The sequence below is a fragment of the Pseudoduganella sp. UC29_71 genome, from assembly GCF_042693265.1.
In the GTDB taxonomy this organism is placed as follows: domain Bacteria; phylum Pseudomonadota; class Gammaproteobacteria; order Burkholderiales; family Burkholderiaceae_D; genus Rugamonas.
Window position 1 is genome coordinate 1,377,509 of the sequence record NZ_CP170549.1, and the last position, 13,223, is coordinate 1,390,731.

Annotated in this window: 8 protein-coding genes; 6 read left to right on the forward strand and 2 right to left on the reverse strand. The window is 68.4% G+C overall.

The window, feature by feature from the left end; all coding sequences use genetic code 11:
* Window positions 1-5: 5 nt before the first annotated feature.
* Both ACFJI2_RS06225 and ACFJI2_RS06230 read right to left on the reverse strand, forming a co-directional pair.
* Complete coding sequence (locus ACFJI2_RS06225) at window positions 6-1,304, reverse strand: exonuclease SbcCD subunit D C-terminal domain-containing protein (protein ID WP_377704230.1); 1,299 nt, start codon at window positions 1,302-1,304, stop codon at window positions 6-8.
* Between the two features lie 82 nt (window positions 1,305-1,386).
* A complete protein-coding gene (locus ACFJI2_RS06230) occupies window positions 1,387-4,044 on the reverse strand; it encodes a diguanylate cyclase domain-containing protein (RefSeq protein WP_377704231.1) in 2,658 nt (885 codons plus the stop codon).
* Between the two features lie 211 nt (window positions 4,045-4,255).
* On the opposite strand from ACFJI2_RS06230, the gene ACFJI2_RS06235 reads away from it, so the two are divergent.
* The 6 genes from ACFJI2_RS06235 to moaE all read left to right on the forward strand — a co-directional run bounded on the left by ACFJI2_RS06235 (window position 4,256) and on the right by moaE (window position 13,156).
* Window positions 4,256-5,503, forward strand: coding sequence for a winged helix-turn-helix domain-containing protein (locus tag ACFJI2_RS06235; protein ID WP_377704232.1), 1,248 nt, complete (start codon window positions 4,256-4,258; stop codon window positions 5,501-5,503).
* Entirely contained in the window at window positions 5,500-6,489 is a 990-nt protein-coding gene (locus ACFJI2_RS06240; protein ID WP_377704233.1) for a DUF2804 domain-containing protein, read from the forward strand. The genes ACFJI2_RS06235 and ACFJI2_RS06240 overlap by 4 nt, the downstream gene beginning before the upstream one ends.
* 21 nt (window positions 6,490-6,510) lie before the next feature.
* The gene (locus tag ACFJI2_RS06245) at window positions 6,511-9,015 is read left to right on the forward strand and encodes a bifunctional acetate--CoA ligase family protein/GNAT family N-acetyltransferase (RefSeq protein ID WP_377704234.1); all 2,505 of its coding nucleotides are present in this window, start codon (window positions 6,511-6,513) and stop codon (window positions 9,013-9,015) included.
* A gap of 134 nt (window positions 9,016-9,149) precedes the next feature.
* Window positions 9,150-9,836, forward strand: a complete 687-nt coding sequence (locus tag ACFJI2_RS06250) for a hemerythrin domain-containing protein (protein WP_377704235.1) — start codon at window positions 9,150-9,152, stop codon at window positions 9,834-9,836.
* A 72-nt stretch (window positions 9,837-9,908) separates the two neighbouring features.
* Complete coding sequence (locus tag ACFJI2_RS06255; protein WP_377704236.1) at window positions 9,909-12,689, forward strand: DUF349 domain-containing protein; 2,781 nt, start codon at window positions 9,909-9,911, stop codon at window positions 12,687-12,689.
* Window positions 12,686-13,156, forward strand: coding sequence for a molybdopterin synthase catalytic subunit MoaE (gene moaE / locus ACFJI2_RS06260; RefSeq protein WP_377704237.1), 471 nt, complete (start codon window positions 12,686-12,688; stop codon window positions 13,154-13,156). Before ACFJI2_RS06255 ends, moaE begins: the two co-directional genes overlap by 4 nt.
* Window positions 13,157-13,223 lie beyond the last annotated feature (67 nt).

A 13,223-nucleotide genomic window follows, 5' to 3' on the forward strand; every position in this document is an offset into this window, starting at 1 on the left:
TTTGTTCAGGCGCCGGGCAGCATCAGCTCGGCGAAGGCGCTCAGTTGCTCGGCCGGGGCTTCGTTGCCGAAGCGCTGCCGGTACAGGCGCTTGAAGATGTCGTCCGGCTGCAGCTTGCCCAGCTGGTCCAGCGTCAGCTGCGCGTCATCCAGCGATGGGGCGCGGCTGGGCGTGGAAGTTTCGATTTTCGCCAGGCGCACCGGCTTGCCTTCCAGCGCCGCTTCCACGCGGGCGCGCATGCCGGGCTGCGGGGCGTCCAGCAGCACGCGCACTTCGAGGAAGGGATGGGCGTCCGGCGCCAGCTCGCTGTCGGCGGGCAGGGCGGCCAGTTCTTCCAGCACCTGCTCCAGCGGGGCTGGCTTTGCGGGCACGCGCATCAGCTCCACCGCGCGCGGCACGGGAATGGAACTGACCTCGGCGTCCGCGCCGTTTTCGATGTCGATGCGCAGGATCTGGTGGCGGTAGCCGACTTCGGCGAACGACAGCGGAATCGGGCTGCCGCAGTAGCGGATGCGCTCCTGCTTGCCGACCGATTGCGCCAGGTGCAAGTGGCCCAGCGCGGCGTAGGCGATGGACGGGGCGAATATCCCGGCGGGCAGCATTTCGGTGCCGCCGATGACGATGCGGCGCTCGGAGTCGTTCGACATCTGGCCGTCCACCATGTGGCAGTGGCCCATGGCGACGATGGCCTGGCCGGGCTGGCGGCGCGCCTGCGCCACGGCGAAGGCTTGCTGGTAGAGCAGGGCGATGCCGGCCAGGTAAGGATCGGCGGCGGCGGGCGAGGCGGCCGCGCCGTCTGCTGCGGGCGGCGCGGCCGGTTGGCCACTGTCCGGGGCGGGCGCGGCCTCGGGGCGCGGCACGTCGCCGGGGCGCAGGAAGGGGATGGCCAGGCACCACGCTTCCACGGCGCCGCTCTTGCCGGTCAGCGGCAGCACCAGGCGTTCCACGTCGATCCGGCCGTCGGCGCCGCGCGGCACGTTGCCGATCACCTGCGTGCCATGCGCTTCGAGCAGCGGGCCGGGGGCCTCCAGGCGGCCCGGCGAGTCGTGGTTGCCGGCGATGACGATCAGGTCCAGCCGCGGCGCGCGCGCCCTGGCCTGCTGCAGGAAGCGGTACAGCTGGCGCTGCGAGGCGGACGAGGGATTGGCGTTGTCGAACACGTCGCCGGCGATCAGCAGGGCGTCGGCCTGCTCGGCCACGATGGTGTCCAGCAGCCAGTCAAGAAAGCACTGGTGCTCGTAGTTGCGCTCGAAATTGTGGAGTGACTGGCCCAGGTGCCAGTCGGAGGTGTGCAGCAGACGCATGGATTGCCAGGGCGAAGCGGGAAAAGCGCTCAATATAGCCTAAGTTGGCCCGGCAGGCGTTGACGAATATCCAAGCACACGATCAAGCGGCGTTCGAGGCGGGCTGCGGCTCGGGTAGCGGGGCGCCGGCGCGGTAGGTGTTGCGGCCGGCCTGTTTGGCCTGGTACAGCAGCATGTCGGCCCGGTTCAACAGCTCGGCCGGGGTGACGTCCTCGCCCCGGTAGAAGGTCAGGCCGATGCTGGTGGAGACCGATACGGTGGCCGCGTCCAGCTCGAACGGCGCCTGCATGGTGGTGACGATCTTGGCCGCCAGGTTCTCCGCGTCCTCGGCGCGCGGCAGGCGTTCGACGATGATGGTGAATTCGTCCCCGCCCAGGCGGGCGATGATGTCGCTGGCGCGCATGGCGTGCGTCAGGCGCGCCGAGAACACCTTCAGCAGCGAGTCGCCCACGCTGTGGCCATAGGTGTCGTTGACCGGCTTGAAGCGGTCGATGTCCATGTACATGACGGCCATCAGGGTGCCGTTGTCGCGGCTGGCGGCCATGGCGTTGTTCAGCTCCTGCAGGAAGCCGGCGCGGTTGGTCAGGCCGGTCAGGGCGTCCACCTGCGACAGTTTGAGCAGGCGCTGTTTTTCGCGCTTTTGCGCCGTGATGTCCTGCCGCATCACATGGAAGCCCACCACGCTGTAGCCGTCCTCGTCGAACTGCGGAATGTAGATCACCTCGAAGCTGCGCACCAGGCCATGGCTTTCGTCGTCCTCCTCGAAGGACAGGGTTTCGCCGGCCAGCGCGCGCTGGATGTAGGGCTGCAGGTACTGGTAGCGCGCCTCGCCCACGGTGTCGCGTATGGTCTTGCCCATCACTTCGATGCCGCTCTGGCTGAATTCCCGCTCGTAGGCCAGGTTGTTGAAGCGGTACACCTCTTCCTCGTCCACGTAGGCGATCATGGCCGGCAGCGTGTCGGCGATGGTGCGCAGGCGCGCCTCGCTCTCGCGCAGCGCCATGACCGACTTGCGCATCAGCGTGATGTCGTCCAGCGTGCCGACAAAGCCGTCGATGCGGCCGTCGATGATGATGGGAGCCACCTTCATCGAGGTCCACACCACGGTGCCGTCCGGGTGCACGCAGCGCAGCGTGTCCTGGAAGGGCTGCAGCGTCTCGCGCAGGTGCTTGAGGGCCGCCCTGAGCACGTCGCGGTCGGTCGGATGCACGCCGGCCATCCAGGCGTCGCCCAGCGCCTGCTCGCGCGTCAGGCCGGTGATGGCCTCGAAGGTGCGGTTGACGTAGGTGCAATGGCCGTTGGCGTCGGCGCGGATCAGGCCCAGCGGCGAGGCGTCGTTGACGGCCGCCAGCTCCGCCTGGTTCTGCCGCATTTTCAGCTCGTCGCGCTTGCGCGAAGTGATGTTGCGCGTGGTGACGGTGACGCCGTCGTCGATGGCCACGATCTGGTGCCGCAGCCAGCGCGGCTCGCCGGGCAGGTTGCGCGTTTCGAATTCCTCTTCCAGCGGCTGGCCGGTTTCCAGCACCATGCGGTACTTGTCGATAAAGCCTTCCTTGCGCCAGTTCGGCACCAGTTCGCCGATGCGCTGGCCCAGCAGCGTGTCGCGCGGCAGTTCCAGCATGCGCGCGCCGCGCTCGTTCATGTCCACCAGCGTGAAGTCCATGATGTCGCCGCGCGCATGCGAGCGGCAGGCCTTGAGCAGGAACACCGCATCCAGGCTGGCGTCGGCCGCCGCGCGCAGCTTCTGCTGCGCCTCGTTGGCCGCATGCATGCTGCGGCGCAGGCGCTCGCTTTGCTGCATCAGCAGCGCGGCAAAGCCGACCACCAGCAAGGTGGCCACGCTGGCCAGCGCGAAATACAGGCTGCGTTGCCGCTCGAAGCGCGCCATCGCCGAGGTGACGGTATTGCCCACCACCGCCGTCAGCGAGTAGCGCGGCAGGTCGCGGTAGCTGTAGATGCGCTCCACGCCGTCCAGCGGCTCCCGCAGTATCAGTTCGTCGGCGCTGCCGTAGGCGTCGGTGGTGGTGGTGGTGAAGTCGATCTTGTCGCTAATGTAAAGATGTTCCTCGATGCGGCCGATGGCCAGCCCGGAGTCGCGGCTCACCAGCATCACCAGCCCGTTTTCCTCCACGTGCAGGCGGTCGTAGTCCTCGACGAAATAGGCCGGGTCCACCATCAGCATCACCACGCCGGCGAACCGGCCCTGGCTGTCGTTCAGGCGGCGCGCGATCTGGATCTGCCATTTTTTGGTCACCGGCTCCACCATGGGGTTGGACGCCAGCGCCGCGTCGTCCTGCGCCAGCGTCAGCATCCTGAACACGGAGTCGCTGGCGATGGACTGGTTGAAGAAGCCGTTGCGGCTTTCCAGCAGCGTGCCGTCCGGCAGGTACAGCGCAATCGGCAGCTCCAGGCGGGACGGCATCAGCGAATCGAGCAGGCCGCCGCGGCGGGTAAACTCCGGCAGGCGCAGCGCGCCGTCGGTTTCTTCGTATTTGAGCTTGAACAGCTGGGTGGCGTGCTCGGTCTGGCGCAGCAGGTGGCTGGTGTGTTCGGCCAGCGTGCGGGCCAGGGTCTGGCTGTGCAGCACGGCCTCGTGGCGGGCGCTATGGTATTCCTGGTTGACCTGGTAAGCCACGGCCCCCCACATGGATATCAGCAAGCCGAGGGCGAAAGCGGGCAACAGTATCACCCGGTACAGTTTGTGCAGCAGGCGCCGGACTGGGTTGTCTGATCTTGTCAATTGGTCGCCTTGGGGCCTATTAGGATAACGCAGTCTCCGTCATGGGTATTCTGCACGCAAAACAGGCGCTTGGGGCCGCGCCCAAATCAAAAAAATCCGGCGCGCCGGGAAAAGTGATAAAACTTCAATCATTCGTAGACAGCACGTGTAACAAAGCGCGCTTTCTTCTTTAGAATAGCGGGCTGGGTTTAACTATGGAAGGACCACGTTTTTGACCGAATTGACATTCAGCCTGGCGGCCGCGCGCGCGCTGCACCTGGCGGCCCAGGGGCTGTTGCAGCCGCGCCGCAGGAAAGCGCAGAAAGCCGACCTGCTGGAGGCGATCCGGCAAATGGGCGTGCTGCAGATCGACACCATCCACGTGGTGGCGCGCAGCCCCTTCCTGGTGTTGTGGAGCCGCCTCGGCGACTACCCGCAAGCGTGGCTGGAAGAGCTGCTGGCCGAGGGCGCGCTGTTCGAGTACTGGGCGCACGAGGCCTGCTTCGTGCCGGTGGAGGACTACGGCCTGTACCGCCACCGCATGATCGATCCCGGCTCCATGGGCTGGAAGTACTCCGTCACCTGGATGGCCGAGCGCCGCGCCGAAGTGGACGCGCTGCTGGCCCACATCCGCGAGCACGGGCCGGTGCGCTCGTCCGACTTTGAACGCACCGACGGCAAGGCTGGCGGCTGGTGGGAATGGAAGCCGGAGAAGCGCTCGCTGGAAGTGCTGTTCACGGCCGGCCAGCTGATGATCGCGCGGCGCCACAACTTCCAGCGCGTGTACGACCTGGCCGAGCGCGTGCTGGAGCGGGCGCTGCCCGGCTGGGACGACAGCCGCATGCCATCCATGGACGAAACGCGCCGCACGTTCGTGCTGAAAACCGTGAAGGCGCTGGGCCTGGCCAAGGCGTCCTGGATAGCCGACTATTTCCGCACCCGTCCGCCGCGCTTCGACCCCGAAACCCTGGTGGCCGAAGGCGCGCTGCTGCGCGCGCGCGTGCAGGGCTGGGACGAGCCGGTCTACGTCCACCCGGACCACGCGGCGCTGGCCGCCAGCGCCGCCGCCGGGACGCTCTCGGCGACCGCGACGGCCATCCTGTCGCCGTTCGACCCGGTGGTGTGGGACCGCCGCCGCGCGCTCGAGCTGTTCGATTTCGACTACCGGCTCGAGTGCTACACCCCGGCCGAGAAGCGCCGCTACGGCTACTTCACGCTGCCCATCCTGCGCCGCGGCGCGCTGGTGGGGCGGGTGGACGCCAAGGCGCACCGGCGCGGCGGCATATTCGAGTTGAAGGCGCTGGCGCTGGAGCCGGGCTTGCGCGTGAGCGAACGCTTTGTACGCGACGTGGCCGCCGCCATCCAGCGCTGCGCCAACTGGCATGGCTGCCCGCAAGTGCGGGCCGGCGCCAGCGAGCCGCCGGAGTTTGGCGCCATGCTGCAGGCTGCGTTGAATCCGCCGGACATGGAGGCTGCGTGATGCTGCCCGCCGCCCCCGCCAGCCTGGTCGGCGCAGACGGCCATCCACTATTCGGACGCTTCGCCGGGCAAGCCGCAGGCTTCGACTGGAGCGCGCTGGCCGGGGCGCACGCGCGCAGCTTCCTGTGGCGGCGCTTCCACCACAAGCGCTGGCACTACGTGGCGCTGGCCACCGAGCAGGTGTTCTGCGCCGTGGCCATCGTGGACCTGGGCTGGATCAGCACCTGCTTCGCCTACGCCTTCGACCGCGACGACGGCGACATGCTGGCCAACTTCTCGCAGGACGGCCTGCCCGTCACGTCGGCCCGGCTGGCGGCGCACGCCGGCGGCCGCAGCACCTTCAAGGTGAAGAACACCTACATCAATATCGAAGCGCTGGCCGAAGGCCGCTACAAGCTGGAGCTGGATTGTCCCTACCTGGCGATCGATGCCGAATTCGGGCCAGGCAACGCGCCGCTGCTGCTGGCCAGCGGCCCGGTCAAGGACGGTTCGGTGCACGCCACGCAGAAATCGTCCGGCATGCCGCTGACGGGACAGGTGAAACTGTGGCGCGGGGAATACGATCTGGCCGGCGGCGTGGCCAGTTTCGACTATTCCAACGGCCTGCTGGCGCGGAATACCGCGTGGCGCTGGGCCTCGGGGCATAATCTGGAACTGGGATTCAACCTGCAGGCCGGCTATTTCGGCGGCCACGAGAACGCGCTGTGGCTGGACGGCCAGGTGCATGCGCTGGGACCGGCCCATTTCATCTACGACCAGGCCGACCCGCTCTCGCGCTGGCACATCTTCACCGAGGACGACCTGCTGGAGCTGTTCTTCACGCCGGAGGGGGCGCGCCGCCAGAACAAGAACCTGGTGGTGGCGGCCAGCCGCTACCTGCAGCCGATAGGCACTTTCAGCGGCTGGGTGCGCAGCAGCGCGGACCAGCCCAAACGCATGGTCACGCAGCTGGTGGGCGTGACCGAAGACCATACATCGCGCTGGTAGCGGGCGCCGAAAGGGCGGACCATGAGCATCAGGAACTTCAACAGCCTGTTCGACCCCGGCTCGGTGGCGGTGATCGGCGCGTCGCTGCGGCCGGGCAGCCTGGGCACCATCGTGCTGGCCAATATGGCCGAAGGTGGTTATGCGGGCGCGCTGTGGCCGGTCAATCCCAAGTACGACGAGCTGCTGGGCGTGCGCTGCTACGGCAAGGTATCGTCCTTGCCGCAGGCGCCGGACCTGGCCATCATTTGCACGCCGCCGGCCACGGTGCCGGGGCTGATCGCGGAACTGGGCGCACGCGGCACGCGCGCCGTCGTGGTGCTGACCAAGGGCCTGGACGAGGCGCGCGCCAGCGGCGGCAAGAGCGTGCGCCAGGCCATGCTGGATGCGGCCCGGCCGCACCTGCTGCGCATCCTGGGGCCGGGCGGCGTGGGCCTGCTGGCGCCGCACAGCGGCTTGAACGCGAGCCTGGCCGAAGGCGGCGCCAAGGCCGGCCGGATCGCTTTCGTGTCCCAATCGGACGCGCTGATGGCGGCGGTGCTGGACTGGGCGCGGCTGCACGGCATCGGCTTTTCCAAGTTCGCCTCGCTGGGCGAGCGCGCCGACATCGACCTGGGCGACCTGCTCGACTACCTGGCCGACGATGCCGACACCGCCGCCATCCTGGTCTACATGGAGAATCTGGCGTGCGCGCGCAAATTCATGTCGGCCGCGCGGCTGGCGGCGCGCGCCAAGCCCGTGATCGTGCTCAAGGCGGGCCGCGACGGCAGCGACCTGGCCTACGACGCCGCCTTCCGCCGCGCCGGCATGCTGCGCGTGCACTCGACCGAAGACCTGTTCGACGCCGCCGAAACCCTGACCCATGCGCGCGCGCTGCGCGGCGAGCGGCTGGCCATCGTGGCCAACGGCGGCGCGCTGGGCATCATCGCGACCGACGCGCTGGCCTACGCGGACGGCAAGCTGGCGCCGCTGTCGCCGGCCACCGTCGCGCTGCTCACGGCGGCCTTGCCCGGCTTGCCGGCGCCGGGCAGCGGGCCGGGCGCAGCGGCAGGCCGGGCGGGCCAGGCGGGCCAAGGCGTGGCGGGCGAAGGCGTGGCGGGCCGGGCTGCCGCGTGGGCCAATCCGCTCAACCTGGCCGGCGCCGCCGCGCCGGAACAGTACGCGGCCGCGTTCGAAGCCCTGCTGCGCGATCCGCAAGTGGACGCGCTGCTGCTGATCCACGCGCCGGCCACCGGCGTGGACGCCACCCGCCTGGCCGAACTGCTGGCGCCGCTGGCGCGCGCCTCGGGCAAGAACGTGCTGGCCTGCTGGCTGGGCGGCGCGGCGGTGGCCGGCGCACGCCGGGTCTTCGCCGAGGCGGGATTGCCGACCTACGGCACGCCGGAACAGGCCGTGCGCGGCTTCATGCAGATGGTGCAGTACCGCCGCAACCAGGAATTGCTGATGGAAGTGCCCGGTCAGTTGCCGCCGGGCAGCAAACCCGAGCGCGCCGCCGCCCGCGCCGTCATCGCCGCCGCCATGAAGGAAGGCCGCCACGCGCTGGAGGCGGCGGAAACGCGCGCCATGCTGGCCGCCTACGGCATCCGCATGGCCGAGCCGGGCAGGGGCGAGGGCGGGCGCGGCGTCTGCGCGCCCGGCCACGAGCTGGCGATCGCCGTGCACGACGATCCCATGTTCGGCCCGGTGATCAGTTTCGGACCCGGCGGCGCGGCGGGCGGCCTGGACGGCGGCGTGGACCTCGGTGCCGAGCACCGCGCCATCGGCTTGCCGCCGCTCAACATGGTACTGGCGCGCGACTTGCTGGAGCGTACCCGTCTGCGCCCGGCGGCCGACAGCGAGGCCATCTGCCACGCACTGATCCAGGTGGCGGACCTGGTGGCCGACACCTGCGAGCTGGCCAGCCTGCGTATCGACCCGCTGCTGGCGGACGCGCACGGCGTGCTGGCGCTGGATGCGCGCATCACGCTGGGGCCGCCGCGCCCCGGCTACCGGCTGGCCATCCGCGCCTATCCGCAGGAACTGGAACAGGAGGTGCAGTGGCAAGGCGCGCCGCTGACCCTGCGCCCGATCCGCCCGGAAGATGCTCCACAGCATGTCGAATTTTTTGCCAGGCTGGACGCGGACGATGTGCGGTTGCGCTTCTTTTCCGCCATGCGCGAACTGCAGCCGGCGCAGCTGGCGCGGCTCACGCAGATCGATTACGACCGCGCGATGGCCTTCATTGCAACACGCATCGGTAGTGGGGGTAAGCCCGAAACACTAGGGGTAGTACGTGCGGTTGCCGACCCCGACAATCAGCACGCCGAATTTGCCATTTTGGTGCGTTCGGACTTGAAGGGAATGGGCCTAGGCGCTATTCTGTTTCAGAAGCTGATCGATTACTTCCGCAGCCGAGGCACTGCGGCGATAGTCGGTGAAGCATTGTCTGAAAATGGCGGTGTCCAGCAGCTGGTCCGGCGCTTCGGCGGCACGGTCAGTGCGTCGCCGGAGCCGGGGATGGCCAATTTAAATCTCAAGCTGCAACCGTAGTTTCATCGATCAAAGCTGGGACAGTTTGTTCCATGTCAAAGTCTTGATCGTCGCTTTTATTTACACTTTTACTTCCGCCTCGTCGCTTTTTGTGATCTTCGCTTGGAGTAAGAATGTTAACGGCCACATACACTTTGGTAGCTCTATCCGTCGAGCAAGCCAACATCCGCGTCAGTTTGCTTTCCTTCCAGAAATACGTCCAATCCACGCTGCTGAACCAGAACAGCCTGACGCTGGCGCAGCTGGAGTTTGCTTGCGAGTCGCTGAACCGCCTGTATCAGGCCTGCCACTGGCGCAAAATCGAAATGTATCTGATCCCGGCCATCCGCGAGGCGACCGAGCAGGCCAACCAGCTGCTGGATGAGCTGAACCGCCTGAACGATACGGCGCTGGGCGTGATCCGTTCGTTGCAGCAACAAGTTGCCGATTCGAAAGACGAATCCGAGCAGCGCGTGCACGACATTTGCGCCGGCATCGACGCGTTCTGCGAATCGCTGCTGAAGCGGCTGGACAAGGAAGAAAAAGAATTGTTTGCCGTGGCCCGCACCGCCATCGGCGGCGAAGCCTGGTTTGCCATCGCCAACCAGTTCCTGCTGCACGACGCTAACGTGGCCGAGGCACGCCGCTGCAAGGGAGGCAAGCTGCACCTGGTGCCGCCGCCGCCCGCCAAGCCGCGGTCCGGGCGCGATGAATTGCCGCTGCCGAACCTGGCCGTGCTGCCCGTGGTGCTGCCGGACGAGGAGCTGGACACCAACATACCGGTGTCCGAACTGGCCCATCCGCGCCGTCACCGTCCGCCCAGCCGCGCCATGGCCGACTAGCTTTTGCATGGCCGAGGCAAAGCATGGCCTTCCTTTGCTATCATGGTGGTTTTGAGACAGCGATAGCCCATCATGTTCGAATTCCTCTTCAAGCGACCCGGCGATGCGCCGAACGGCCAGCAGCCCGATGCTGCACAGGCTTCCGCCGCCGTGGCCGCGTCCGCCCAGGCTGAGCAGACTGCGTCGCGCCGCGCCGCGCAGGCCGAGCGGGCCAAGGCGCTGGCCGAGGACGAGGCCGCCGCTGTCGAACTGATCTTGCAAAGCGAATTCGCCGACGTGCGCCTGGCTGCGGCTGCGCACGTGGTGTCGCAGCCGGCGCTGCAGAAGGTGCAGCAGGCCATGCGCAACACGGACCGCCGCGTGGCCAAGCTGATGCAGTCGCGCCTGGACGCGATCCGCCACCAGCAGGCCGAGCAGCGCCAGGCCGAGGCCACCATCGCCAACGCGCGCAAGCTGCTGGCCGACGAGAAACTCACTCCCAATCAAGTAGCCGAGCTGGACCGCCTGTGGAAGGTGATTGCCGCCACGCCGGTGCTGGCCGAGGAATTCAATGGCGTGCGCAACGCGCTGGCCCGGCGCCTGGAAGACCAGGTGAACCTGCAGCGCGCCGCGCTCGACGCGCTGGCCGCCGTGCGCCGCCTGGCGGCGGGCGAGCCGGACGTCGCCCAGCTGGACGCGCTGGCCGAGGAGCACGCCCGGCATGTCGCCGCGCCGGAGAAGGGCGCCTTGCCGCGCAATCTGCTGGGCGATTTTGAAATCGCCATGGCCGAAGCGCGCGGCAAGCTCGCCGCGCTGGAGGCACGCCGCGCCGCGCAGACCGGCTCGCAAGCGGGGGGCGCCCAGGCCGGGGCGGCCGAGGGCAGCAGCGCAGCGGAATCCGGCACCGTCCATGGCGCGGCCACGGCGGACGCCACGCGTGCCGGCGACGCTGTTACCGGTGCAGGCACCGGCGTTGTCACGACTGCCGACGGTCTGGCTGGCGGTGACGCAATCGGCGTCGCTCCTCCGGGCGCCGCCGCGCAGCCGGGCGAAGGCGGCGGGGAGGCGCGGGACGCCTCCGGCAAGCCTGCCGGCAGCGCCAATGGTACCGATGGCACCGACGGCACTGGTCGCAACGGTCGCACCGATCGCACCGTTGATGGCGCCGCGCGGCATAACGCCGAGCGCGCCGGCAAGCAGCGCGACCTGTCGCCTGCCGCGCAGGAAGCGGCGCGCGAAGCCAACAAGCGCTTCATGGCCACGCTGGACGCCATGGAAGCGGCGTTGGCCGAAGGCCAGCTGCACGTGGCCAACGACCACGACAAGACGCTGAAAGACATCAAGACCGGCCGCCTCACGCCCGCCCAGGCGGACCGCCTGGCCCACGTGCGCGCTGACCTGAAGCGCCTGGGCGACTGGGCGCGCTGGGGCGGCAACGTGTCGCGCGAGGAACTGGTGAAGGCGGTGGAAGACCTGCAGGGCCAGCAGCTCGCCATGGCCGAGCTGGCCAAGAAGGTGGGCAGCATGCGCGACCGCTGGAAAGCGCTCGACACCGTCTCCGGCCCCGCGCCCAAAGGCCTGTGGGAGCGTTTCGACGCCGCCTGCACCGCCGCCTACGCGCCGGCCGCCGCCCACTTCAAGCACCTGGCCGACGAGCGCCACGCCAATGCCGCCAAGGCGCAGGCGCTGATCGCCGAGGTGGACGCGCTGACAGCCAAATCCGCCGCATCCGAAACGCCCGACTACAAAGCCCTGGCCGCCGCCTCGCAGCGCCTGCGCCAGGCCTGGAGCCGTCTCGGCGCGATCGACCGCAAGGAAAAGAAAAAGCTGGACGGCGCTTTCGGCAAAGCCATGGACGCGCTGCTGACGCCGCTGGAAAACCAGCGCAGCATCGAGGTGGCCTGCCGCGAGCAGCTGATCGAGGAAACCGCCAAGCTCAACCCGAGCGAGCGCCACACGCTGGACACGCTGCGCATCCTGCAAGAGCGCTGGCAGGAACACGCCAAGGCGCTGCCGCTGGAGCGCAAGCAGGAACAGGCGCTGTGGCAGCGTTTCCGCGCCGCTTGCGACGCCATCTTCGCGGCCCGCAAGGAGTCGGCCCACGCGGCCGACCACGAACGCCGCGCCCACCTGCACGCCCGTGAAGCCATCTGCGCACAGCTGGAGCAGGCCACGTTCAGCGGCGACGACAAGGCCCAGCAAGCGGCCATCGCCAAGGCCTTGCGCGATGCCGCCAGCGCCTGGCACGCGTCCGGCACCGTGCCGCGCGCCAGCGAGCAGAAGATCGAGGCACGCTACAAGGCCGCCGTGGCCGCCGTGCAGGCGCAGGGCGACGCCATCCGCAAACGCGCCGGCGCCGCGCAGGCCAACGCGCTGCGCGACAAGCTGCGCCTGGTGCAGGCGCTGGAGGCCGCGCTGGCAGGCGCCGCGGCGCCGAACGGCGCTGCTGCCCCTGCCTCCGCTGCCGACGGCGCCGTCGACGCCGCCGAATGGGAGGCGCGCTGGAAAGCCTTGCCCGCGCTGGCCGCCGAATACGAACGCACGCTGCACACCCGCTTCACCGCCGCGCTGGCCGCGTCCGAGCCGGGCAAGCGCAGCGCCTATGCCGCCCGGCTGGAGGCTGCGCGCGCCCAGCTGCTGCAGGAAGTGCTGCGCCTGGAAATCGTGGCCGGCGTGGATAGCGGCGCCGAGTTCGCGCGCGAGCGCCTGAAAATGCAGGTCGAAGTGCTGCAGTCGTCGCTGAAGTCCGGCCAGAAGCCGATGACGCAGGCAGCCCAGTTCCTGCAGCTGTGCGCCATGCCCGCGCTGGCGGATGCACGCACGGCCAGCCGCATCGAGCAGCTGTTCCGCCGCATCGGCGCGGAGGGCAAATGACGGCGGTGGGAAAGCAGGTGCGGGTGCAGGCCGAGGATTTCGACCTCGCCGCTGAAGTGGCGCAACTGCGCGCCGGGAATGCCAAAGTCGGCGGTATAGTGACCTTCGTCGGCACCGTGCGCGACCTGAACGATGGCGCCGACGTGGCGGAAATGGAACTCGAACACTATCCGGGCATGACGGAACAGTCGATCGAGGCCATTATTGAACAGGCGAAGGCGCGCTGGCCGATTTACGGCGCGCTGGTGATCCATCGCATCGGCCCGCTGAAGCCCACCGAGCAGATCGTGCTGGTGGCAGTGACGTCGGCCCATCGCGGCGAAGCGTTTGCCGCCTGCGAGTTCATCATCGACTATTTGAAGACCGAAGCGCCGTTCTGGAAGAAGGAACAGACCCCGGACGGCGCCCGCTGGGTCGACGCCCGCGTCAGCGATGACGCCGCATTGAAAAAGTGGACACTTTCTTGATCAAGTTTGCCTGAGATCAAAACGTACTCCTTGAAAACTGGTCGCGCAACCCAACTTGTTGCTTAGA